Annotated in this window: 19 protein-coding genes; 12 read left to right on the forward strand and 7 right to left on the reverse strand. The window is 70.0% G+C overall.

Annotated elements, in window-relative coordinates; all coding sequences use genetic code 11:
• Positions 1-101 precede the first annotated feature (101 nt).
• The gene (locus QM568_RS12810; protein WP_415139440.1) at positions 102-1,724 is read right to left on the reverse strand and encodes a Mur ligase family protein; all 1,623 of its coding nucleotides are present in this window, start codon (positions 1,722-1,724) and stop codon (positions 102-104) included.
• A 78-nt stretch (positions 1,725-1,802) separates the two neighbouring features.
• On the opposite strand from QM568_RS12810, the gene QM568_RS12815 reads away from it, so the two are divergent.
• Positions 1,803-3,119 (forward strand): M50 family metallopeptidase, encoded by a 1,317-nt coding sequence (locus QM568_RS12815; RefSeq protein ID WP_415139442.1) that lies wholly within the window; start codon positions 1,803-1,805, stop codon positions 3,117-3,119.
• A 69-nt stretch (positions 3,120-3,188) separates the two neighbouring features.
• Here QM568_RS12815 and QM568_RS12820 read toward each other — a convergent pair whose 3' ends face one another.
• The gene (locus QM568_RS12820) at positions 3,189-5,072 is read right to left on the reverse strand and encodes a chorismate-binding protein (RefSeq protein ID WP_415139444.1); all 1,884 of its coding nucleotides are present in this window, start codon (positions 5,070-5,072) and stop codon (positions 3,189-3,191) included.
• A 192-nt stretch (positions 5,073-5,264) separates the two neighbouring features.
• On the opposite strand from QM568_RS12820, the gene ispG reads away from it, so the two are divergent.
• The 3 genes from ispG to QM568_RS12835 all read left to right on the forward strand — a co-directional run bounded on the left by ispG (position 5,265) and on the right by QM568_RS12835 (position 8,247).
• A complete protein-coding gene (ispG, locus tag QM568_RS12825) occupies positions 5,265-6,416 on the forward strand; it encodes a flavodoxin-dependent (E)-4-hydroxy-3-methylbut-2-enyl-diphosphate synthase (protein ID WP_415139446.1) in 1,152 nt (383 codons plus the stop codon).
• A gap of 185 nt (positions 6,417-6,601) precedes the next feature.
• Positions 6,602-7,468: a hypothetical protein gene (locus QM568_RS12830; protein ID WP_415139448.1), complete on the forward strand. Its 867-nt coding sequence runs from the start codon at positions 6,602-6,604 to the stop codon at positions 7,466-7,468.
• A 113-nt stretch (positions 7,469-7,581) separates the two neighbouring features.
• Positions 7,582-8,247 (forward strand): GntR family transcriptional regulator, encoded by a 666-nt coding sequence (locus QM568_RS12835; RefSeq protein WP_415139450.1) that lies wholly within the window; start codon positions 7,582-7,584, stop codon positions 8,245-8,247.
• A 35-nt stretch (positions 8,248-8,282) separates the two neighbouring features.
• Here QM568_RS12835 and QM568_RS12840 read toward each other — a convergent pair whose 3' ends face one another.
• Both QM568_RS12840 and QM568_RS12845 read right to left on the reverse strand, forming a co-directional pair.
• Positions 8,283-8,963 carry an aspartate/glutamate racemase family protein gene (locus QM568_RS12840; RefSeq protein ID WP_415139452.1) on the reverse strand — a complete coding sequence of 227 codons (681 nt, stop codon included), beginning with the start codon at positions 8,961-8,963 and terminating at the stop codon, positions 8,283-8,285.
• Positions 8,964-8,966: 3 nt separating this feature from the next.
• Entirely contained in the window at positions 8,967-10,289 is a 1,323-nt protein-coding gene (locus tag QM568_RS12845; RefSeq protein WP_415139454.1) for an MFS transporter, read from the reverse strand.
• Positions 10,290-10,683: 394 nt separating this feature from the next.
• Between QM568_RS12845 and QM568_RS12850 the strand changes: the two genes are divergently transcribed.
• On the forward strand, positions 10,684-11,187 hold the full coding sequence (locus QM568_RS12850; protein ID WP_415139456.1) for an HIT family protein: 504 nt from the start codon (positions 10,684-10,686) through the stop codon (positions 11,185-11,187).
• On the opposite strand, the gene QM568_RS12855 is transcribed toward QM568_RS12850, so the two are convergent.
• The 3 genes from QM568_RS12855 to QM568_RS12865 form a co-directional block, all read right to left on the reverse strand.
• Positions 11,136-12,596, reverse strand: a complete 1,461-nt coding sequence (locus tag QM568_RS12855; protein WP_415139458.1) for an HNH endonuclease — start codon at positions 12,594-12,596, stop codon at positions 11,136-11,138. The genes QM568_RS12850 and QM568_RS12855 overlap by 52 nt on opposite strands.
• Before the next feature lie 95 nt (positions 12,597-12,691).
• Positions 12,692-14,113 carry an RNB domain-containing ribonuclease gene (locus QM568_RS12860; RefSeq protein ID WP_415139460.1) on the reverse strand — a complete coding sequence of 474 codons (1,422 nt, stop codon included), beginning with the start codon at positions 14,111-14,113 and terminating at the stop codon, positions 12,692-12,694.
• 28 nt (positions 14,114-14,141) lie between these two features.
• Positions 14,142-15,449, reverse strand: a complete 1,308-nt coding sequence (locus tag QM568_RS12865) for a DUF222 domain-containing protein (protein WP_415139462.1) — start codon at positions 15,447-15,449, stop codon at positions 14,142-14,144.
• An 85-nt stretch (positions 15,450-15,534) separates the two neighbouring features.
• Between QM568_RS12865 and QM568_RS12870 the strand changes: the two genes are divergently transcribed.
• The 7 genes from QM568_RS12870 to QM568_RS12900 all read left to right on the forward strand — a co-directional run bounded on the left by QM568_RS12870 (position 15,535) and on the right by QM568_RS12900 (position 23,011).
• Positions 15,535-16,305 carry an isocitrate lyase/PEP mutase family protein gene (locus QM568_RS12870; protein WP_415139464.1) on the forward strand — a complete coding sequence of 257 codons (771 nt, stop codon included), beginning with the start codon at positions 15,535-15,537 and terminating at the stop codon, positions 16,303-16,305.
• 39 nt (positions 16,306-16,344) lie between these two features.
• Positions 16,345-18,102 carry a proline--tRNA ligase gene (locus QM568_RS12875; RefSeq protein ID WP_415139466.1) on the forward strand — a complete coding sequence of 586 codons (1,758 nt, stop codon included), beginning with the start codon at positions 16,345-16,347 and terminating at the stop codon, positions 18,100-18,102.
• 118 nt (positions 18,103-18,220) lie between these two features.
• Positions 18,221-19,033, forward strand: coding sequence for a S1C family serine protease (locus tag QM568_RS12880; RefSeq protein WP_415139468.1), 813 nt, complete (start codon positions 18,221-18,223; stop codon positions 19,031-19,033).
• Positions 19,030-20,040: an AAA family ATPase gene (locus QM568_RS12885; RefSeq protein WP_415139470.1), complete on the forward strand. Its 1,011-nt coding sequence runs from the start codon at positions 19,030-19,032 to the stop codon at positions 20,038-20,040. Before QM568_RS12880 ends, QM568_RS12885 begins: the two co-directional genes overlap by 4 nt.
• Positions 20,041-20,046: 6 nt before the next feature.
• Entirely contained in the window at positions 20,047-20,976 is a 930-nt protein-coding gene (locus tag QM568_RS12890) for a DUF58 domain-containing protein (protein WP_415139472.1), read from the forward strand.
• Complete coding sequence (locus QM568_RS12895; protein WP_415139474.1) at positions 20,973-21,944, forward strand: VWA domain-containing protein; 972 nt, start codon at positions 20,973-20,975, stop codon at positions 21,942-21,944. The genes QM568_RS12890 and QM568_RS12895 overlap by 4 nt, the downstream gene beginning before the upstream one ends.
• Positions 21,944-23,011, forward strand: a complete 1,068-nt coding sequence (locus tag QM568_RS12900) for a VWA domain-containing protein (RefSeq protein WP_415139476.1) — start codon at positions 21,944-21,946, stop codon at positions 23,009-23,011. The genes QM568_RS12895 and QM568_RS12900 overlap by 1 nt, the downstream gene beginning before the upstream one ends.
• The last annotated feature ends 6 nt before the right edge of the window (positions 23,012-23,017 follow it).

Here is a 23,017-nt window from a genome sequence, read left to right on the forward strand (position 1 = left end):
CCCCACCTGGCCCGCGACGCCCCACCGGGGAGACGTCAGCGAAGTGGGGCGTCGACGCGCAGGTGGGGCGTCGGCGGAGGAGGGAGGGGAGGGGGAGGGGGTCAGTCCTCGGTGAGGTAGGGGACGGGCCAGCGGGAGTCGGGCACGGGCCATCCCGCCGCCTTGAGCGCGCGGCGGGCGAGCTCGCGGGCCGAGTACGGCGTGCGCACCCCGCGGATGTCGCGGTAGTCCTGGTGTCCCGGTCCTGCCCAGAGGATCGCATCGCCCTCTCCGACGAGAGACACCGCCGCCTCGATCGCCCGCTCGGGCGGCGAGAACTCGTGGATCTCGGCATCCGGCCGGGCGCGCCGCGCCCCCTCGACGAGGGTCGCCCTGATCGCGTCGGGATCCTCGAACCGCGGATGATGGTCGGTGATCACGAGGATGTCGCTGCCCTCGACGGCCGTGCGCGCCATGTCGTAACGCTTGCTGGCGTCGCGATCGCCGTCGGCCCCGAAGAGCATCAGCACGCGGCCGGGGGTGACTCGACGCACCGCGGCGAGGGTCTTCTCGAATGCGTCGGGGGAGTGGCCGAAGTCGACGAAGACCGCAGGTCCCGCCTCCCCGGAGACGAGCTGGGTGCGGCCGGGGAGATACGCCCGGATGCCTCCATCGCGCTCGAGCGCCGCGGTGATGCGGTCCCACGCATACCCGCCCTCGAGCAGCATGACGATCGCGAGAGCTGCGTTGGCCGCCATGTGCGGCCCGATCACGGGCACGGTCGTGGTGAGGGATCCGGCGGGACCCGTCATGGTGAAGGTCGTCCCGGCTGCACGCTCGTCGTCGATAGCGACGACCCAGTCGGCCCGGGATGCGGCCTCGGCGTCGGCCGCGATCGACGGAGTTCCGACGGTCACCACAGGTATCTCCGCGCGCTCGACGACGGTCGCGCCGGACGGCGAGTCGAGGCACACGACTCCGCGGCGCGCCCTGTCGGGACGGAACAGCGGCAGCTTCGCCTCGAAGTACTCCTCCATGTCGGCGTAGTCGTCGAGGTGGTCGTGGCTGAGGTTGGTGAAGCCGGCGACGTCGAAGAGGATGCCGTCCACGCGGTGTCGTGAGAGGGCCTGCGCGCTGACCTCGACGGCGACGGCCTCGACGTCGCGCTCGCGCATGAGGGCGAGCAGCGCGTGCATCTCAGAGGCCTCGGGCGTGGTCAGCCGCGAGACGATGACCTCGCCGGCGATGTGCCGCTCGGCGGTGGAGGAGAGCCCGGTGACGACGCCGATCTGGTCGAGGACGCCCTCGAGCAGATGCGAGACGCTGGTCTTCCCGTTCGTGCCCGTGGTGGCGAACAGGAGCGGGAGGTCGTCGTCGGCGCCGGTGCCGTAGACCCAGGCGCTGAGTGCGCCGAGGACGCCGCGCGGATCGTCGACGACGATGATCGGCAGCCCGGCGGGCTCGGCGATCTCGGCGCCGGCCGCATCGGTGATGATCGCGACCGCGCCCTTCTCCGCGGCGGTCGCGGCGAAGTCGGCGCCGTGGCGGTTGACGCCCTGGATCGCGACGAAGGCCTCACCCGCGCGGAGATCGGCGGTGGCGAGGGTGATCCCCGTCAGCGCGATTCCGGTCAGATCGCCGCGGACCTCGCGGGCGAATCGGGTGGCGAGTTCGGACAGCTCGCGCCGGGGCGGGTTCGCGGGGCGGAGCACGGGAGGCAGGCTCGGGCGTTGTTCGATCGACATGTCCCGTCCATGCTCTCACGTCCGGTGCCGTTCTCACGTGTGGGCGGATTCCAAGGCTGCGGCCGCTACCGTTGGCGTGTGGAAACACTGCTCTACGTCGGCGGCATCCTCTTCATGCTGGTCGGCCTCGGTCTCTCGATCGGTCTGCACGAGATCGGCCATCTGCTGCCCGCGAAGCTCTTCGGCGTACGCGTCGGCCAGTACATGATCGGCTTCGGTCCCCGTGTGTGGTCGAAGCGGATCGGCGAGACGGAGTACGGCTTCAAGCTGCTGCCGCTGGGCGGGTTCATCTCGATGTCCGGGATGTATCCGGCATCCACGAGCACCGGTCCGGCGAAGGGCATGTTCCGCGCGCTCGTGCAGGACGCCCGCTCAGCCAACGACGAGACCATCGCCGACGGCGAGGAGGATCGCGTCTTCTACCGGCTCCCCGTGTTCAAGCGCGTCATCATCATGCTCGGCGGTCCGCTGATGAACCTTCTGCTCGCGGCGGTGATCTTCACCGTGCTCCTCTCCGGGATCGGCCTGCAGCAGGGCACGACCACCATCGCCTCGGTGAGCGAGTGCGTGCTCCCGGCGGGCTCGACGGCGACCGCCTGCTCGTCGGACGATCCCGCATCGCCTGCCGCCGAGGCTGGTCTGCAGCCCGGCGATGTGCTCGTCTCGATCGACGGCGAGGCCGTCGCCGATTTCGCCGCGGCATCCGCGATCGTGCAGGCGTCCCCGGGCGAGCCGCTCGAGGTGCTGGTCCGCCGCGACGGTGCGGACATGTCGTTGACGATCACGCCGATCGCGGCGGAGCGGACGCTGACGGATGCCGCGGGGCAGCCGATCCTCGACGACGAAGGGCAGCCGATGGTGAAGACGGTCGGCTACGTCGGGATGGGCGCGCAGATGGGATTCGTGCCGCAGCCGCTCACCGCGGGGCTCGAGGCGACGGCCGACGGCGTCGGCCGCGTCAGCTCGCTCATCGTCACGTTGCCGGTGAAGCTCTGGGACATCGGCGTGTCGCTCGTCACGGGCGGCGAGCGCGATCCCGACGGGCCGCTCAGCGTGGTCGGCGTCGGCCGACTCGCCGGCGAGGTCGCCGCCACCGACGCGCCGGTCCTCAACCGCTTCTCGGTGCTGCTCGGGCTGCTGGGCTCCTTGAACCTCGCGCTGTTCGTCTTCAACCTGATCCCGCTGCTGCCCCTCGACGGCGGTCACATCGTCGTCGCCCTGTGGGATGGGCTCAGGCGGGCCTGGGCGAGGCTGCGCGGGAAGCCGGAGCCCGCACCGACGGATGCGACCAGACTCGTGCCCGTCACCGTGGTCGTGGCGGTGCTGCTGATCGGGATGGGGGCGCTGCTGCTCGTCGCCGACGTGTTCAACCCGGTGAAGCTCCTCGGCGGCTGACCCTTCGTCTCGCTGGCGCTCGCTCAGGGACCGCCCGTCGTCTCGCTGGCGCTCGCTCAGGGACCGCCCTCAGCCGAGCGCGTGCGCGACGAGGCGCTCGAGCGTGCGGATGCCGTCGCGCGACAGGATCGACTCCAGATGCCCCTGTACCGAGGCGAAGCGCTCGCCGCGGAGCGCGTACACGTCGCCGGTGGCGGCATCCGCTGACACCTCGGCCTCGCCGACGCGGGTGGTCCCGGGTTCGACGCGCGCGGTGAAGGTGTTGTAGAAGCCGATCGAGGCGTCCTCCCCGAACACCGGGACGGCTTTCTGCAGTCCCTGGTGCGGAGCATCCAGCGGCGCGAGCGCGATGCCGAGCCCGTCGGCGAGGATCTGGTGGCTCAGGCATACGGCCAGCAGCGGCGCGCCCGCCTGCCGTCGGCGCGTCACGACCTCGCGCATCCGGGTGATGCGCTCGCTGGTGCCGTCGCGCGGGTCGCCGGGGCCGGGGCCTGCGACGACGAGGTCGACGGCGTCGATCGCAGCATCCGTCACCGCGCTCCAGGGCGAGATCGACACGTCGAGGCCGAGGTGGCGCAACTGGTGGGCGAGCATGGTCGTGAAGCGGTCCTCGGCGTCGACGACGAGCGCCGAGCGCCCGCGGAAGGGACCTGCGGGCTCCTCGCCCTGCGGGTTCAGCCAGAACTCGGCGAGCCGGGCGTTGCGCGAGGCGAGGAGGGCTGCGACCGTCTCGTCGTCGGCGAGCGAGCGCGGCTCAGCGGGGGCGTCGGGGTCAGCCGTCTCATCGACGGCGTGGTCGCGCTCGATGGCGCCGATGGCGCCGAGCACCCCCGCGGCCTTGCCATGCGTCTCGCTGACCTCGCCGTAGGGGTCGGAGTGGCGCACGAGCGTGGCGCCGACCGGCACGCTCAGCGCGCCGTCCGCGAGGTACGCGGTGCGGATGAGGATCGGGGCGTCGAGGTCGTGGCCGCCCTCGTCGTTGGGGGTGAACAGCGCGGCGACGCCGGAGTAGTATCCGCGGGGCTTCGTCTCGTGCCGGCGGATGACGGCGCACGCGTTCTGCATGGGGGAGCCGGTGACGGTCGGGGCGAACATCGTCTCGCGCAGGATGTCACGCGGATCCAGGCGGCTGCGCCCACGAAGCATGTACTCCGTGTGAGTGAGACGGGACATCTCCTTGAGATGAGGGCCGGTGATGCGGCCGCCGTCGGAGCAGACCGCGCTCATCATCTTCAGCTCCTCGTCGACGACCATGAAGAGCTCTTCGGTCTCCTTCGTGGAGGAGAGGAACTCGACGAGCGTCTCCTTCGTCGCGCCCCCAGCGGGGTGGCGGAACGTGCCGGAGATCGGGTTCATGGTGACGATGCCATCCCGGGCGACGACGTGCGCCTCGGGGCTTGCTCCGACGGCCATGATGCCAGGGGTGACGATGGCGAACGTCCAGTACGCACCCCGCTCGTGGGTGAGCAGGGCGCGGAACCAGGTGAGTGCCGCTGTACGGTCGTCGACCTCGATCTGCGCGGTGAAGTCTCGGCGGATGACGAAGTTCGCGCCCTCGCCGCGGCCGATCTCGTCGGCGATCACACGCTCGACGATGGCCGCGTACTCCTCGTCGGCGATGTCGAAGCCGGCGTCCTTCAGCGGCACGGCATCGTCGGGGAGCGCGGCCAGCACAGCGGATGCCGGCAGGTGCAGGTGCTCGTCGACGACGATGCAGCGCAGCGGCGCGCCGTCGTCCTGCGCGACGAACCCGCGCTCGCGCACCTGACGGTACGGCACGAGGGAGAACACTTCGCGGGGGGCGCCGTCGACGGTGAGCGGGATGTCGGCGAGCAGATCGACGTCGGCGACCTCTCCGGTGAGCAGCTCGACGGTGTCGGCGCCGTCGCGCGCGATCAGCACGAACGAGGCCGCCGGGTCTGCGCTGAGCTCGGCGAGGCGAGAGAGGGTCATCGTTGTCTCCTGTGCGAGGGAAGAGGCGCGGCTCAGACGAAAAAACCGCCCCGGAAGGCGGTCTGGATTCGTGGGAACGCGAACACACCGCCTAGGAGGCGGGCCACCAGGAGCGGTTCGCGAGCATGAGGTGAAAACTATCACACCGCTGGTTCTCGGCTTGGACGTGTGACGCCCGAGTACGCTGGAGAGGTGCCAGCAGTGAACCTTGGGATGCCGAAGATCCCGGAAGTCCTCTCTCCCCGTCGCAAGTCTCGTCAGATCAAGGTGGGCAAGGTGCTCGTCGGCGGCAACGCGCCCGTCAGCGTGCAGTCGATGACGACGACGAAGACGACCGACATCAACGGCACGCTCCAGCAGATCGCCGAGCTCACCGCCTCCGGTTGCGAGATCGTCCGCGTCGCGGTCCCCTCGCAGGACGACGCCGATGTGCTGCACATCATCGCGAAGAAGAGCCAGATCCCGGTGATCGCCGACATCCACTTCCAGCCGAAGTACGTCTTCCAGGCGATCGACGCCGGCTGCGCCGCGGTTCGGGTGAACCCGGGCAACATCCGCAAGTTCGACGACCAGGTCGGCGCGATCGCCGCTGCGGCGAAGGCCGCAGGGGTGTCGCTGCGCATCGGCGTGAACGCGGGGTCGCTCGATCGGCGCCTGCTCGAGAAGCACGGCAAGGCGACGCCCGAGGCGCTTGTGGAGAGCGCCGTCTGGGAGGCTTCGCTGTTCGAGGAGCACGACTTCCACGACTTCAAGATCTCGGTCAAGCACAACGACCCCATCGTCATGGTGAAGGCGTACCGTCAGCTCGCCGAGCGGGGCGACTGGCCGCTGCACCTCGGCGTCACCGAGGCCGGGCCCGCCTTCCAGGGCACGATCAAGAGCGCCACCGCCTTCGGGATCCTGCTGGGAGAGGGCATCGGCGACACGATCCGCGTCTCGCTGTCGGCGCCTCCCGCCGAGGAGGTCAAGGTGGGCCACCAGATCCTGCAGTCGCTGAACCTCCGTGAGCGCACTCTCGAGATCGTCTCGTGCCCGTCCTGCGGGCGGGCGCAGGTCGACGTCTACACGCTCGCCGAGGACGTCACCGAAGGGCTCAAGGACATGACGGTGCCGCTGCGCGTCGCGGTCATGGGCTGCGTCGTGAACGGTCCAGGTGAGGCGCGTGAGGCCGACCTCGGCGTGGCGTCGGGCAACGGCAAGGGGCAGATCTTCGTCAAGGGCGAGATCATCAAGACGGTGCCGGAGGCCGACATCGTCGCGACACTCATCGAGGAGGCGAACCGGATCGCCGCCGAGATGGGGCCGGATGCGCCGCTGGGCACCGCGCAGGTGGTCACTGCGTGAGCGACGCGGGCGCGCGCGGATGACCGAGCCTGGTGCGCAGCGGGTTACGTCTGATCGACGCACCCTGGGAAGGATCCTCCTCTCGTGAGGGCGTGCGACCGCGTAGCCTGCCAGAACGGCTTCTGCGGTGACTCACCGGCGATCGGCCACGTCCTCGCTCATCCATCTCGTTCCCAGGGAGTTCCATGTCCTCGCCCACGATCGTGACGTTCGCCGATGGAGCGGCCTCCGGCGACGGCGTCGTCCAGCGCATCGAGCCGCACGGCGACGGGATCGTCGTCGTGGTGGACCGAACCCCGTTCCATCCCGTCGACCACACCTGGCCCGATCAGCCAGGGGATGCCGGTGCCATCGCCGTGGACGGAGCGCAGGTGCGGGTCTCCGAAGCGGTCATGGCCGCCGTCTCCGATGAAGGCGCGTTCGCGGTCGGAGCGGATATCCCGGTCAAACGCGGAGCCGAGGGGTGGACCTGGCTCGTCGGCCATCGTCTCGACGGCGACGCTCCCGCGTGGCTCGTGCCGGGGGCATCCGTCCGCCTGTCCGTCGACGAGCGCGCCCGCGCCGCTCTCAGCCGTGGTCACACGGCGTGCCACCTCGCCTCGCTCGCCCTCGATGCGGCGCTCGCCAACCTGTGGCGCAAGGAGATCGCGTCCGACCCGCTCGGCAACCCCGACTTCGAGGGGCGCGCCAATCAGTCGAGCCGCATCCACGAGGACGGCGCCGTCGACGAGTACCGGCTCGGCAAGAGTCTGCGCAAGGCCGGGTTCGACACCGAGACGTTCGCGGCGACCCTCAGCGCGCGCGAGGCGGCGGTGAATGCCACGCTCGCCGCGTGGGTGGCGACGGATGCTGCGAGCCGCATCGTGACGGAGGGCCCGACGATCGTCGATCGGCGCCGGTGGGAGTGCGATCTGCCTGAGGGTACGGTCTCGTTCCTGTGCGGCGGGACGCATGCGACGTCGCTCGGGGAGTTCTCCTCGATCACGGTGGCACTGGATTTGAGCGATCCGCAGCTGCTCGTCATGACGACCACGGTGCATCCCGCGTCCTGACCGGGTTCAGCCGGCGCGATCTCGGGAATGGGAAGAACTCCAGCTGCGGGTCTCCGTGGCGGCTCGATCCGCTCCTGCGACGCCGGCTCGACGGAAGCCGATACGCTCGGAGGATGGTGGCCAGATCACGAGTTGATGAGGACTCCCCGGCGATCCTCTCGGAGAGCGTCTACGAGCGTCTTCGCCACGACATCATCTCCGGCCGGTACCGGCCAGGCGACCGCCTCACCGAGCGCGAGATCGCCGAAGAGCTGGGTGTGTCCCGCATCCCGATCAGGGCGGCGATCAATCGCCTGGAGGTGACCGGTTTCCTGAGGCTGCTGCCCCGCCGGACCGCCGTGGTCACCGAGGTGACCCGCGCGGATGTCGAGGAGCTGTACGACCTGCGCGCCGCGCTGGAAGCCGTGGCGGCCCGGACGGCCGCTCTGCGGGTCGCCTCGGGCGCGGACCCGGGGGCGCTGGAGCAGGCGCTCGCGGCATCCGAGGATGCCCTGCAGCGTCACGACGGCGAGGAACTGGACCGCTGCAACGCGAGGCTGCACCAGGAGATCGCCGCGCTGGCCGACCACCGGCTGCTCGACAAGACGTTCGGCCCGCTGCAGGACCGCAGCGACCGGCTCAGCGCAATGACCATCGCCAGCGATCCGGATGTTCGGCACGATGAGCATCGGGCCCTGGTCGGCGCGATCGTCTCTGGCAATGCGCGGCTGGCCGAGGCGTGCGCCTTCACGCATGTGGAGCAGGGTCGGCAGCGCACGCTGCAGCGGCTGCCGGACTGATCCGGCAGCCGCTAGCATGCTCTCCAGCAGCGCCGTCAGGGGGCGCCGACGGCCGTCAGGCCGATCAGCGCGAGCACCCGGGACACAGCGCTCGGCACCGGCTGGATGATCTGCGGCATCGCCGGCCCGCTGAGCCGGGCGGCGCTCCGGCTCAGCGGGCCGCCGCCGATGATCACCGCCTCGGCACCGTCCTGCACGCACAGCCCGACCGTCCGGTGCAGCTCACGGCGTTCCAGCTCCTCGTCGCCGGCGAGCTCCTGCGCCGAGGAGCCGGTCACGCGTACGCCTGTGAAGGTGCCGGTCGGCGCGTACCGTGACACGAGCGCCAGCAGCCCGGGTGCGAGCGCCGGTGTCGATGTGGCCATCCCGAAGGGCCGTTCGAGTGACACCGCTTCGCGTACCGAGGCCTCGCCGAGCCCGATGACCGGAAGAGGCGACAGCGCTCGCAGCTCGTCCACTCCCGGGTCGCCGATCGCCGCGACGATGATCGCGCGGGTCGCCGCGGTGACCGAGCGGCCGACGCGGTCGACCACGTGCGGGATGCTCGCCGACAGCTCCTCCGGTGTGGTGATGACGGACGGGCCGGCATCCACCGTCGTTCCTCTGGCGATGAGGTTCGTGCCGTCCAGCGCGGCGGCGGCCAGGGCCGTCATCGCGGAGGTGGTCGCCACCGTCGTGTTCGGATTGACGATCAGGATGTGTGGACGGTCAGGCACGGTCTAGAACGTGTCTTCCAGGGGACGGCCGATCGTCTCGCGAGGGATCCGCACGACGATCGCACATACGACGAAGAATAGCGCGAGCAGGGCGAACATCGCCGACACCCCGCCCAGCTCCAGTACCGATCCGGCCAGCAACGGCATGAGGCCTCCGGCCAGGGAGCCGGTGGCGAGCACGACCGCTGTTCCCAGTCCGCGGATCTTGGTCGGGTACAGTTCCGGCGCGAACAGGAAGATCGTCGTGTTGGCGGTGATCACGGCGAAGTTGAACAGTGCGCCGAACAGCAGCACGAGGGGGACGGTGGATGCCGCGAAGCCGAAGCCGAGGGCGGCGATCAGACCGAGGGCGGCCGCGCCGGTCAGTGCCGCGCGTCGAGGCAGACGCCGGGAGACGAAGGCTGCGAACAGCGAACCAAGGAAGCTTCCGGACTGCATGATGAGGGTGTACCAGAGCGCCGTGGTGATCTCGAACCCGCGCTCGGTGAGGATGAGCGGGATGAGGGTGGCCATCGAGATCTGGGCGCCGTAGGTCATCGTGACCGCGACGCACAGCGGAAGCGTGGTGCGCAGGTGACGCCCGCGGAAGACGTGCGTCCATGCCAGCCTCGGAGGCTCCGCCACTGGTTCGGCGTTCGTCTCGTCGAGATACTGCGTCTGCGGGCCCAGTTCGCCGCGGAGCTTGCCCTGGGCGAGCCGGTTCAGCACGGTGTTCGCCTCATCGACGTGCCCCGTCGCGGCGAGGTAGCGTGGCGACTCCGGGAGTGCGCGACGGTAGACGACCACCATCAGCGCCGGCAGCAGCAGCACGGCGAACAGGTAGCGCCACTGCTCACCTCCGGAGAACACCGCGAAGACGATGATCCCGAACAGGGGCGCCAGCATGTTGCCCAGCCCGGCCGCCGCGACGTTCACCAGCCCGGTGGCGACGCCGCGGTGCTTCGCGGCGAAGAACTCGGACATCATCGTGATCGCCGTGGCGATCTCTCCGCCGATGCCGATGCCGACGATGAAGCGTGCCAGCAGGAGGATCTCGTAGTTCGGAGCGACGGCGCACAGCAGCGAGCCGACGCTGAACACGAGCAGGTTCACGGTGAGCAGGCGTCTTCTTCCCCAGCGGTCGGAGGTGAAGCCGGCTGTGAGCCGCCCCAGGGCGATCGCGGTGAAGGTGACGGTGTTGAGCAGGCCGATCTGTGTGGCTCCGAGTCCCCAGCTCTCCCGCAGCGCGGGGCCGGCGACGCCGACGGCGTTCTGCTCGATGGAGTCGAAGAACGCTCCGAGCAGGACCATCACCACGACGCCGAGATGGGCGCGGGTGACCTTCATGGATGAGTATGCGCGTTCGATCTGTTCGCTGATCGTTGATCGAACCAGTGTGGTCTGTTGAGTCATGTCCTTGCCTTCATGTGGAACGGGCCCGGTGCGGGTGGCATCGGGGTGTCGCACTCGAGGGGAGCGACGTCCACGCATCTGGCGCCGGATGCGCTTGCGAGCGACGTTATCCACGGGGGAGCGTCCGGGGGTTTCGGCGGTGTTACGGTCGTGTGAAAGGAAGCAGATTTGGCATGCCAGAAGCGGATATTGCATCGCATAGTGGCCTCGAAGCGCCTTGTTGGCATGCCAGATGCCGCAGTTCGCGGAGATGTCCGGCCGTCCGATGGCACCCAGAATCGTGCGGTGTCTCAGGCGATCATCCGTCGCGCCCGCTTACCGTGACGGGATGTGGTGGACGGCTGATGAGTGGGCGGCGTTGACCGATGCCGGCACCTGCGGCATGTGCACGGACGCGCACCTCGACGTGAACGAGCACAGTGTCCTGGTCGTCGAGACGGCGACGAGCTTCGTGCGGATCGCGCGCAATCAGGCGCACCGCGGGTACTGCCTCGTGATCCTCCGTGAGCATGTGACGGACCTGGCCGATCTCGATCCGGAACAGCTCGGCTCGTTCTGGGCCGACGTCCAGACGGCGGGGCGGGCGATCGCGGAGGTGTTCGAGCCGCGGCGGATCGACTACCTCGTCATGGGGCATCGGATGCCGCACCTGCGCTGTCACCTGCTTCCGCAGCATGCCGCGGACGACCCGTTGCGTAACGTCGACATCTCCGACGGCCCCGTGCTTCTTCCGGCATCCGTCCTCCAGGACGACGCGGTCGCGCTCCGGCGCGCGTGGGCTCACGCCGCCGGCAGGAATCGTCGGGGCGGCGGGTCGGCGCCCCAGAGGTAGCGCGTCGCAAGCCGCGGTTTCAGGACGATCGGATCGGCCCCGCCGGGCGGATGCAGGACGAAGTCGCCCTTGCTCTCGCGGGTGATCCGCCAGCCGCCGTGGTGCAGGGTCATGTAGTGGTACCGGCAGAGCAGGATGCCCCGGTCGATGTCGGTCCGACCGCGGTCGGCCGCCCACTCGTCGATGTGATGGGCTTCGCAGTAGGAGGCCGGACGGTCGCAGCCGCGCCACCGGCATCCGCCGTCGCGGATCGCAAGGGCGACGCGCTGGCGTGGCGTGAACAGCTGGTGCTCGCGCCCCACGTCGAGCGGGTTGCCGCCCGCGTCCACGGTGACCTCGACCGTCCCGGTGTCGCACGTGCGCGTGGCGACCAGCCAGTCCGGCAGCGCGGAGCCGTCGTCCTCCAGCCGCGGCGCGGCGGTGTTCTCGGCGATCCGCACGACGCGGATGCTGGCCTGCCGAGTGCCGAACACGTCCTCCGCCTCGGCGAGGGCGCCGGCCCGCAGGACGTCGACGACGAGGTCGTAGGCCAGCTGGTCGTTCGTGCGCGGATCGTCGGCGAGCCGTTCGGCTCTCTCCCGCTCCGCGGAGCCCACGAACCGGGGTCCGCCGCGACGCGGGCGCAGGGCGGCGTCGACGATCGCGCGCACCCATGCGAAGCCCTCGTCCTCGAAGGTGAGGTGTCCGTGGTGCACGCCGTCGGCGTCGGTGTAGGTACGGAAGGAACGACCCTCGAACCGGGCCGCGAACCGTGCTCGTGCGCCCTCGGGGTCGAGCGTTTCGCGTACGGTGCGCGCCGTGCGGATCAGCTCCTCCAGGGTCCGCTCCGCGGCTTCCTCGACCAGCTGTTCGGCGGCGAGCGCCCACGCTTCGGTGAACGCGCCGGCCGCCGCCGGGTCCTGTCCCGATGGCGGGTCGCCGAGCCCGCGCCGGATCGCGTCGTGCTGGGCGGCCGTGAGGCGCCCGGCGAACACGGCGCGCGACAGACAGGCGTGCCATGGCGCGGGAGGCGGAGCGCCCTCACGCCCGACGCCACCAGGACCCGCGCCCTCATCCAGCCCTGTCCCGGCATCCAGCAGCGCCTCTCCCACGCGCACCTGCTTGGCGGCATCCGCCCGGCTCGCGCCGGTCAGCTCCTGCACCAGTGATACCGGACTGCGATGGCCGCGACTCTGCGCGAGGCCGTCGTGTCCGGCATCCCTCGCCGATCGCCGGGCGATCACCGCCGCGCCGACGGAGCAGACCTGGTTCGCTGCCTTCGCCAGCTCCGATCCCAGGGCCATGGCCGTCACGACCGCGTCGTCGCTCAGCGCATCGATCGCCGCGGGCAGCCCCTGCGCGTCCTCGACGTCACAGAGGAGATCGCGCAGCGCGGCGATCCTGTCGGCGAAGGCGTCGAGGTAGCTCATACCTCGATCATCCTCGTGGGCACCGACATTCGAAGAAGGATTCGACCCCATCGGGAGGTCAGAAGGTCACGAGATGATAACGAAGCTGCCGCGAGTCAACCGACCAGCGCGAACTCCACCCGCCCTTTCGGCACGTCCGCCCGCACCAGCCGCAGCCGCACCGTCGACCCGGCGGGGGCGTCCGGTGGCAGGGGAGCGGACGCCGTCACGGCCGGCTCCGCGAGCTGCACCGTGCCGCGCTCGCCGTTCCGTCGCACGATCACGGCACCGAACACCGACCCCACGTGCGGCGCGAGCAGCGCGGCCTCGACCAGGTCGAGCGTCCGCCCGGCCAGATCCGCGGCCCGCTGCGCGGACGCCCGCATCAGCGCCGGCAATCCCGCCAGGCCCGATCGCGCCCACTCTGGCGCCTCGCGCCCCTCGGAGGCGGCCAGGCAGATCGTGAGGCCCCAGCGGTCGACCAGCCGGCGCAGCGGAGCGGTCACGTGCGCGTACGGAGCGGCGATCGCCGCCTGCTCGGCGTCGTCCGGAACCGTGCCGTCGAAGGCGACGTACCCCGCCCCGCGGAACAGCGACGCCGCCGCCTGCAGCACCGACACCGCGGCCGGATCCGTACGGTCGAGCCCGCGCAGATAGTCGCCGTAGCGACCCGTCGTCCACGGCCGCCCGAGCGCCTCGGTCTGCCGACGGAACGCGTCGAAGGCGGCGTCATCGGGCTGGGGCATGGTCCGCAGGATGCCGACGCCGGCGTCGAGCATCAGGGACGCGGCGGCCATGCCCGTCATCAGCGAGAGCTGGGCGTTCCAGTCCTCGACGGGGAGCGGATGCCGGCGTTCGATCGCGTACGCACCCGAGGAGTCCTGCACGACCTCTTCATCGGGCAGGTTCAGACTCCCCCCTCCGCGCAGCCGCTCCTGTTCGAGACGGAGCCGGCCGATCTCGGGGAGGAGGTCTGCGAAGCCGCGCTCGCCGCGGTCGATCGCCTGCTGGACGGTGACGTAGTCGAGCTGTGCACGCGAGCGGATCAGGGCGCGCTCGAGCCGGAACCCGGCGACGGCGCCGGCCTCGTCGAGGGAGAACGTCCAGACGAGGGCCGGGCGGTCGACGTCGGGGAGGAGGGATGCACGGTCCTCGCTGAGCACCGGCGGATGCAGAGGGATCCTGCCGTCGGCGGCGTACAGCGTCTGGCCGCGACGACGAGCCTCGGCATCCACCGCGCCCCCGGGTGCGACGAAGCCGGGGACGTCGGCGATCGCGTAGCGCACGGTGAACCCGGAGCCGGCCCTCTCCAGGTGGAACGCCTGGTCGAGGTCGCGCGAGCCCGCGGGGTCGAGGGTGGCGAAGGGGACCTCGCGCAGGTCGAGATCGGGCTCCGGCGTCGTGGATGCATCCGCCTCGGCGAGCACCTCGGGCGGGAAGCCGACCGGAGCATCGATCTGCCCGCGGAGCGCGGCGAGGGCGGATGCCAGTTCGGTCTGCGCTGCGGACGCGGCCACGTGGGATCGACGCTGAGGCATGTCCCCACCCTATGCCGCCCACGGCTGTTCAGAACGGGGGAGCAGCGCCCGAGAACGTCACCGTGTTCTGCGATGGAGGTCGGTCGGAGTAGGTCCTGCCGGTCGGGCTCGTCCAGGTGAACGCGCCAGCACCGGACCTCGTCACCCGCCACGGCGTCTGATGCTTCGCGACGTGGTGTCTTCGGCACAGATGAGCGAGGTTCTCGGTCTCGGTGGGGCCGCCGTGGGCGGCGTCACGCGTGTGATCGATGTCGCAGTCGACGGCGGCGTAGCCGCAGCCCGGGAAACGGCAGCGCCGGTCGCGCGCCCTGAGCCACCGCTTCATCTCCGCAGTGGGGCGGTAGCGGTCGACCGCGAGGAGTGCTCCGGTGATCGGATGGGTGAGGATGCGATCCCAGCCGGGCGCCGCTGCGGCCAGCCGGCGTGCCGTCGCGGCGTCGATCGGGACGCGTCCGTTCAGCTCGGCCGGCATATCGGTGACGCCCATCAGCGTCGTGACCGGAACGGTCACCGAGATCGATCCGCGGATGCCGGTCAGCAGGCCTTCGGCATCATGACCGGCGGCGGTTCCGGTGAGCAGCAGATCGAGCGCGAGGTCGCAGCGGATCTGATCGAGCGAGCGGGTGTCGCAGGTCTCCGCGCGTGTCGCGGCATTGGCGTGGATCGTGACGGCGAGTGCGGTGAGGCGGTCGTGGGCGCCGTGGATGAGCGCGGCGGGCCCGGTGATCTCGAGGGCCGCATCGCCATCGGCCCGATCGCGCACGCGCACGCTGTGGCGGGCGCGTGCGGAGCGTTGACGGTCTTCGATCGAGCGCCGTTGGAACCTCTCGGCGGTGCGCGCGGCGATGCGACGCAATCGAGCGGGAGCGAGGCCGGTGGACTGAGCCCCGTCGATGAGCTCCTGGGAGTAAGCATCGCGCGCCTCGGGGTCGTCGATGTGGAATCCGGCGTCGACGATCGCCGCCGCCTGCCCCGCGGTGATCGCACCACAGCCCTGCGCGCGCCACACCGCCGGGAACATCGCGACCTTGGTGTCGGCCTCGCCCATGCGGCGCTCGAGCGTGCGATCGCTGACGCGGACGGCGGCGGCGAGTTCGCCGGCGACCGCGCGACCGGCGAGTTCGACGGCGTCCGCTGCGGCGGATCCGGTGAGAATCGGCTCGGACGCCGCGATCGTGTCTTCGCCGATCTCGATCGACAGTCGAGACCCCAGCGCGAGCAGCCCCTCTTTCACGGCGAGGAGCTGGCTGATCGTCTGGTCGACATCGACGAGCATGGCGGTGACGGCGCGGAGGCCGGTTACCCGCTCGGGGTTCATGTCGACGATGATCCTCATGCCTTCATCATGCTCGGGGCCACCGACATTCGATCGGATGAGACGCCGCAGCGCCCGGAGCACGAAACGCGGCTAGCGTGGAGGAATGACCATCGCGAAGAAGGCGCAGACCCTGATCGACCTCTACGAAGCTCCCGAGATCCTCCGCGTGGTGAACGTGTGGGACGTCGTCGGCGCGAAGGCGGTGGCAGCCCTTCCGGAGACGAAGGCGATCGCCACGGCGGGCCACGGCATCGCCGCGTCCTTCGGATACGACGACGGCGCGACGCCCCGTGAGGTCATGATCGACATGGTCGGCCGCATCGCGGCATCCGTCTCCGTCCCGGTGACCGCCGACCTCGACGACGGCTACGGGGACGCGGGGGAGACCACCCGCCTCGCGATTGCCGCCGGCGTCGTCGGCGCTAACGTCGAGGACCGCCTGAAGCCCCTGGCGGAATCCGTCGCCGTGGTCGAGGCGATCGTGAAGGCGGCGGAGGCCGAGGGCGTCCCGTTCGCGCTCAACGCACGCACCGACGCGTTCGTCCGCGGCGGCGGGCGCCCGGTCGGCGAGAGCGTCTCCGACGCGATCCAGCGCGGTCGCGCGTTCCTCGATGCGGGGGCGACCGCGGTGTTCGTGCCAGGCATCATCGACGCGTACATCACCCGTCAGCTCGTCGACGGCATCGGCGAGCGCAAGGTCAGCGTCATCGGGCTCCCCGGCGCCCTCACTGCCGCCGCCTATGAAGACCTCGGCGTCGCCCGCATCTCGTACGGGCCGCTGCCGCAGCGTGTCGCCCTCGCCGCACTGCAGGAGCTCGCCGCGGACCTGTACGGCACCGGCGTCGTCCCCGCGGGTCTTCCCGCCCTGAACTGAGTTCGAGGACGGTGTCCACGGGACAACTAGAATCGTCCCGTGGTCACTCGTCTTTCGAACTTCTTCCTCCGCACGCTCCGCGAAGACCCGGCAGGCGCCGAGGTCGCCAGTCACAAGCTGCTGATCCGCGCCGGCTACATCCGCCCGCAGGCAGCGGGCATCTTCGCCTGGCTGCCGCTTGGTCTGCGCGTCAAGGCGCGGATCGAGACGGTCATCCGCGAGGAGATGGCGGCCGCCGGTGCGCAGGAGGTGCACTTCCCGGCTCTTATGCCGCGTGAGGCATATGAGGCGACGGGGCGCTGGGAGGAGTACGGCGACCTGCTGTTCCGTCTGCAGGACCGCAAGGGCGGCGACTACCTGCTCGCCCCCACGCACGAGGAGGCCTTCACCCTGCTCGTGAAGGACCTCTACTCCTCGTACAAGGACCTGCCGCTGACGATCTACCAGATCCAGGACAAGTACCGCGACGAGGCGCGCCCCCGCGCGGGCCTGCTGCGCGGACGCGAGTTCACGATGAAGGACGCGTACTCCTTCGACGCCTCCGACGCCGGCCTCGACGCGAGCTACCAGGCGCAGCGCGACGCCTACGAGCGCATCTTCCAGCGTCTCGGCCTCGAGTACGCGATCGTGCAGGCGGATGCCGGTGCCATGGGCGGCTCGCGCAGCGAGGAGTTCCTGCACCCGACCCCGGTCGGCGAAGACACCTTCGTGCGCTCCGCAGGCGGCTACGCCGCCAACGTCGAGGCGTTCACGACGGCCGTCCCTGATCCGATCCCCTTCGATGCGGATGCCGCGCCGGTGATCTTCGACTCGCCGGACACGCCCACGATCGAGACTCTCGTCGCACATGCCAACGCGCACCTCGACGGCGAGTACACCGCCGCCGACACCCTGAAGAACGTCGTCCTCGCTCTGAAGCACCTCGACGGCACCCGCGAGCTCGTCGTCGTCGGCATCCCCGGCGACCGCGAGGTCGACGAGAAGCGCGCCGAGGTCGCCTTCGCCCCCGCCGAGGTCGAGACGGCGACGCCGGACGACTTCGAGCGCAACCCGCTGCTCGTCAAGGGCTACATCGGCCCGTGGTCGCCCACCGGCGCCGTGCTCGGCGAGGAGTCGGCCACCGGCATCCGCTATCTCGTCGACCCCCGCGTCAGCGAGGGAACGAGCTGGATCACCGGGGCGAACATCGACCAGAAGCACGCGCACTCGGTCGTCGCCGGTCGCGACTTCTTCGCCGACGGCGTCGTCGAGATCGCGAACGTCCGTGCGGGCGACCCCGCACCCGACGGCTCCGGCCCCGTCGAGCTCGCCCGCGGCATGGAGATCGGCCATGTCTTCCAGCTCGGCCGCAAGTACGCCGAGGCCCTCGGACTCAAGGTGCTCGATGAGAACGGCAAGCTCGTGACCGTCACGATGGGCTCGTACGGCATCGGCGTCACCCGCATCCTCGCGATCATCGCGGAGTTGAACAACGACGACAAGGGTCTCATCTGGCCCGCATCCGTCGCGCCGTTCGACGTGGAGGTTGTCGCCGCAGGGCGCGACCAGGTCGCCTTCGACGTCGCCACCGACATCTCGGCGCAACTCGAGTCCGCAGGGCTCGACGTGCTCTACGACGACCGCCCGAAGGTGTCGCCCGGTGTGAAGTTCGGCGACGCCGAGCTCGTCGGGGTGCCGAAGATCGTCATCGTCGGACGTGGCGCGGCCGACGGCCAGGTCGAGCTCTGGGACCGGGCGACCGGGGATCGTGAGTCTCTTGCTGTCGCGGAGGCGATCGCCCGGCTGAGCCGCCCCTGACACACCGCACCTGATGCGCGACGCGCAACACAGGATCGGGCGTGACAGGAGCGCGCCTGACAGGATCGGCACAAGGCTGACATAGGCGATCCATCAACGACGCGCCTACGGTTCCCTCATGACGAGTGCTTCCGACGGCGCGGACTCCGGGAACGGATCCGCAGACGCATCCTCACGCGGCGTCCGACGGCGCATCGTGACGGCGTTCATCGTCGCTGTGCTCGTCGTCGGCACGGCAGCCTTCGCTTACCGCATGGGTACGGGTGCCGACGAGGCGGAGGCAGCGGCGACCCCGACTCCGACCGCATCCGAGACCTCCGAACCCGCAGAACCCACCACCTCCGAGCTGTACGCGGCTCTGACGCCGTCCGTCGTCGTGATCGAGACGGAGAGCGGCATCGGCTCAGGCGTGATCGTGACGACGGAGGGCGCCATCATGACGGCACTCCACGTCGTCGACGGCGCGTCCGAGATCACCGTGACGTTCAGCGACGGGACGAGCGCATCCGCATCCGTCGCGTCTTCGGACATCGCGACCGATATCGCGACGCTCACTCCGGACGCCCTCCCCGAAACGCTCCTCCCCGCGACGATCGGCGATTCGGGCGACCTCGAAACTGGCGAGGACATCATCGCCATCGGCACACCCCTCGGCCTCTCCTGGAGCCTGAGCACCGGTGTCGTGTCGGGCCTCGACCGCAGCGCGACGGGCGAGAACGGCACGGCGCTTTCGGGCCTCATCCAGTTCGATGCCGCTGTCAACCCTGGGAGCTCGGGCGGCCCTCTCGTCCGTTCCGACGGCACCGTCGTCGGCATCGTCGTCGCCCTTCTCAGCTCGGACGGCGACGATGTGTTCTCCGGGATCGGCCTCGCCGTCCCCATCACGACTGCCGTCGGAGGATCCGGCGGCGAGGAAGGGCCGCAACTATGAGCGATCCGCTGAACCACACGACCGGCGCACTCATCGATCCGTCTGGCGGGACGCCGCTCGAACAGGTGCTCTACGAGGTGAAGAAGACGATCGTGGGGCAGGATGCCCTGCTCGAACGCCTTCTCGTCGCCCTCCTCGCACGCGGCCACGTCCTCGTCGAAGGTGTTCCTGGTCTGGCGAAGACCCTCGCGGTGAAATCCCTCGCCCAGGCCGTCGGCGGCACCTTCCACCGCGTGCAGTTCACCCCGGACCTCGTGCCGGCCGATCTCACCGGAACGCGCGTCTACAACCAGAGGACGGGCGACTTCCAGGTGGAGCGCGGCCCCGTTTTCACCAATCTCCTCCTCGCGGATGAGATCAACCGGGCACCGGCGAAGGTTCAGAGCGCCCTCCTCGAGGCGATGCAGGAACGGCAGGTCACCATCGGACGCGAGACCCACCGACTCCCTGACCCGTTCCTTGTGCTCGCAACGCAGAACCCGGTCGAGTCGGAGGGGACATATCCCCTCCCCGAGGCGCAGGTCGACCGTTTCATGCTGAAAATCGTGGTCGGCTACCCCTCGGCCGTGGAGGAGCACGCGATCGTCCAACGCGCCCTCGTGCCTCCCGCCCCGCCGCTTCCGGTGCTCGACCTGGAGCGACTGAAGCGGATGCAGGAGCAGGTCGGGCGCGTCTACGTCGACCCCGCCCTCGTCGAGTACTCCGTTCGCCTCGCCGGCGCCACGCGCGAGCCGGGGTCTGTAGGCCTTCCTGAACTCGCACGCTACGTGACGTTCGGGGCGAGTCCACGCGCATCCATCAACCTGGTGCTCGCGGCCAGGGCGCTCGCCCACGTGCGAGGACGCGACTACGTGCTTCCTCACGACCTGTTGGAGCTCGCCCCCGATGTCCTTCGGCACCGGATCGTCGTCAGCTACGAGGCACTGGCGGACGGGGTCGCGGCCGACACCATCGTCGGAGCGGTCATCCGCTCCCTCCCCGTTCCTGTGCTCGCCACCGCCGGGTGACCGCGCATGACCACCGCCCCGGAGCAGCTGCTCCATCGACTCGAGTGGACCGTCGTCCGTCGCCTCGACGGGCTCCTCCAGGGCGCGCATCGCACGGTCTTCCGGGGCGACGGTCTCGACCTCGCCGGCATCAGCCCGTACTCGGCGGATGACGATGTGCGGCACATCGATTGGAACACGACCGCGCGAACGGGCGAGCCGCACGTGAGGCGCTTCCTCGAGGAGAGGGAGCTCACGGCCTGGTTCGTGATCGACCGCTCGGCGTCGATGCGGGCGGGCGCGCGGGAAGCACCGGATCTTCTCACCGATGTCGCGCTCAGCCTCGCGCGGCTGTTCACACTCTCCGGTGACAGGGTCGGCGCCATTCTCTACGATGACGACCGCCAGGTCGTGATCCCTCCGTCGACCGGACGCGCCCAGGTGCTGCGCCTCGCGCGGGAGATCGGTGCGCGGCACGAGAAGACGCCGGATGCTCGGACGCAGCGACGGGGACTCCTTCGCAGGTCGGCGAAAGGAACCGAGCGGAGTCGGCAAACCGACATCGCACGGATGCTCGGCCTCGCGGCGGCGACGATCCGACGCCGGAGCGTCGTCATCGTCGTGTCCGATTTCATCGGACGGCCGGGGTGGGAACGGCAGCTCGCCCGGCTCGCGCATCGGAACGACGTCTCGGTCGTGCGGTTGACGGCATCGCCGCTCCTGCCCGAACTGGGGACGATGGTCGTCGAGGATGCAGAGACGGGCGAGCAGCTCCTCGTCGATGCGAGCGACCCCGCGTTCCGACGTCGGCTTGCCGCGCTCGGCGAGGAGAGCGAGCGCGCACTGCGGGATGCCATCGGGCGGGCCGGCATCGCCGACCTCACCGTCTCCGCAGACGACGACCTCGCGCTCGCCCTCGTCAGCGTTGCGAGGCAGAGCGCGCGGAGGTCGGCATGACGTTCCTCATCCCCTCCATGCTCATCGTCGCGGCGATCGCCGTCGTCGCTCTGGGAGCTGCGGTCTGGCTGTTGGAAAGACGGCGGTGGGCGGCAGCGGAACGTGCGGGGATCCGCCGGAACGGCGGGCCGCTGCGCCGGACGATCCGCGTGCTGCCCGCGTTCCTCATCGCCGCGGGGATCGGCGTTCTTCTCGTCTCCGCGGCGAGGCCGCAGGCAGTCGTGCCGACGGCGCATGCGTCGGGGACCGTCATCCTCGCTTTCGATGTCTCCACGAGCATGGAGGCGACTGATGTCTCGCCCACCCGGCTCGAGGCCGCGGCAGAGGCGGCTGCGGCGTTTATCGAGGCGCAGCCTGACACGGTGGACATCGGCGTCGTCGCCTTCTCGAAGGGCGCCCTGACGACCCTCGAGCCGACAGCGGACCGCGCTGACGCCCTCGCGGCGGTCGATCGGCTCACCACGAGCGGCTCGACATCCATCGGCCAGGCGATCCTGACGTCGCTCTCGGCGATCACGGGGGAGGAGGTGACCCTTCCTTCAGACGAGGAGGAGGGGACGACCGACCTCGGCTACTGGGGCTCCGCGACGATCGTCGTCTTCTCCGACGGGGAGGAGACCACGGAGCCCGACGCTGTTGCAGCCGCCGCCGTCGCCCAGGCCGCCGGCGTGCACATCGACACGATCGGCGTCGGCACGACCGAGGGCACGACGATCGAGGTCGATGGTTACCAGGTGTCGACGGCGCTCGACGAGGAGGCGCTCACGGCGATCGCCGAGACCACCTCGGGCGAGTACCACGCGCTCTCGGACGCATCGGATGTCGATGACATCGCCTCGACCATCGACCTGCGCCTCACCGTGGCCGCTGAGGAGATCGAGATCACCGCCATCGTCGGTGGCCTGGGCTTGCTCCTCGTCGTGATCGGCAGCGCGCTGATGGTATCGCGGCACGGGAGGCTCGTCTGATGTCGTTCACCTGGCCGCTTCTGCTCGCTGTCATCCTTGTCGCCCCGCTTCTCCTCCTGCTCGCGTGGGCGATCAGGAGGAGGAGAAAGCGGGATGCGGTCCGCGTGCCGAATATCGGCCTCATCGCCGCAGCGAACAACTCGGGGTCGCGCTGGCGCCGACGCATCCCCGCGGCTCTCCTCGTCGTCGGGCTCGCGACTGCGGCCGTCGGCGTCGCGCGACCACAGGCCACGGTCGAGGTCGCATCGAGCGATTCCACGATCATCCTCGCCATCGACGTCTCCCGATCGATGTGCTCGACCGACGTCGACCCGAACAGGCTCGTCGCCGCCCAAGAGGCCGCGAGTTCGTTCGTCGAATCCCTCCCGGACGGGACGCAGGTCGGCATCGTCGCCTTCTCGAGCATCGCCGGTCTCATCGTCGCACCGACAGACGACACCGACGAGCTCACTGAGGCGATCGACGGCCTCACCACCTCGCGCGGAACGGCGATCGGTTCAGCCATCCTCGCGTCGATCGACGCGATCGCCGAGATCAACCCGGAGGTCGCGCCGACGGGTGTCGACGAGACCGAATCCGAGGAATCGGACGACAAGGAGACTGCTCAGCAGCCGGAGACCATCGTCGTGCTCACGGACGGCTCGAACAGCGAGGGCGTGGATCCCGTGACGGCCGCCGAGCAGGCGCTGGCCCGCGGGCTGCGCGTGTATACGATCGGCTTCGGCACGACCGAGGCCGCGAGCTCGGTGTGCACGGCGGATCAGCTCGACCAGGACTCGGCGAGCGGCCAGGACTCGCCAGGCGGAGGCGGGGGCGGCGGCGGTCAGCAGATCGACGAGGAAACGCTCGAATCCGTGGCTGAGCTGACGGATGCCGAGTACTTCCGTGCGACGGATGCCGATCAGCTCATGGACGTGCTCGGCGATCTGCCGTCGACCATCTCCGTGACGACGGAGGACATCGAGATCTCCGCCTGGTTCACAGCGGTCGGCGCGGCGCTCATCGCGAGCGGTTTCGGCCTCTCCCTCTGGTGGAATCGCGTGCGCCGGGCGCGTGAGCGGACCTGACGGTTC

Source organism: Microbacterium sp. (genome assembly GCF_047607465.1).
Taxonomy (GTDB): Bacteria; Actinomycetota; Actinomycetes; order Actinomycetales; family Microbacteriaceae; genus Microbacterium.

Coding starts and splice junctions, on each gene's coding strand:
- QM568_RS12890 (WP_415139472.1), top strand. CDS start 20,047: ATGACCACCGCCCCGGAGCAGCTGCTCCATCGACTCGAGTGGACCGTC.
- QM568_RS12855 (WP_415139458.1), bottom strand. CDS start 12,596: ATGAGCTACCTCGACGCCTTCGCCGACAGGATCGCCGCGCTGCGCGAT.
- QM568_RS12895 (WP_415139474.1), top strand. CDS start 20,973: ATGACGTTCCTCATCCCCTCCATGCTCATCGTCGCGGCGATCGCCGTC.
- QM568_RS12820 (WP_415139444.1), bottom strand. CDS start 5,072: ATGACCCTCTCTCGCCTCGCCGAGCTCAGCGCAGACCCGGCGGCCTCG.
- QM568_RS12885 (WP_415139470.1), top strand. CDS start 19,030: ATGAGCGATCCGCTGAACCACACGACCGGCGCACTCATCGATCCGTCT.
- QM568_RS12845 (WP_415139454.1), bottom strand. CDS start 10,289: ATGAAGGTCACCCGCGCCCATCTCGGCGTCGTGGTGATGGTCCTGCTC.
- QM568_RS12860 (WP_415139460.1), bottom strand. CDS start 14,113: ATGCCTCAGCGTCGATCCCACGTGGCCGCGTCCGCAGCGCAGACCGAA.
- QM568_RS12835 (WP_415139450.1), top strand. CDS start 7,582: ATGGTGGCCAGATCACGAGTTGATGAGGACTCCCCGGCGATCCTCTCG.
- QM568_RS12870 (WP_415139464.1), top strand. CDS start 15,535: ATGACCATCGCGAAGAAGGCGCAGACCCTGATCGACCTCTACGAAGCT.
- QM568_RS12900 (WP_415139476.1), top strand. CDS start 21,944: ATGTCGTTCACCTGGCCGCTTCTGCTCGCTGTCATCCTTGTCGCCCCG.
- QM568_RS12865 (WP_415139462.1), bottom strand. CDS start 15,449: ATGAGGATCATCGTCGACATGAACCCCGAGCGGGTAACCGGCCTCCGC.
- QM568_RS12810 (WP_415139440.1), bottom strand. CDS start 1,724: ATGTCGATCGAACAACGCCCGAGCCTGCCTCCCGTGCTCCGCCCCGCG.
- QM568_RS12830 (WP_415139448.1), top strand. CDS start 6,602: ATGTCCTCGCCCACGATCGTGACGTTCGCCGATGGAGCGGCCTCCGGC.
- QM568_RS12850 (WP_415139456.1), top strand. CDS start 10,684: ATGTGGTGGACGGCTGATGAGTGGGCGGCGTTGACCGATGCCGGCACC.
- QM568_RS12880 (WP_415139468.1), top strand. CDS start 18,221: ATGACGAGTGCTTCCGACGGCGCGGACTCCGGGAACGGATCCGCAGAC.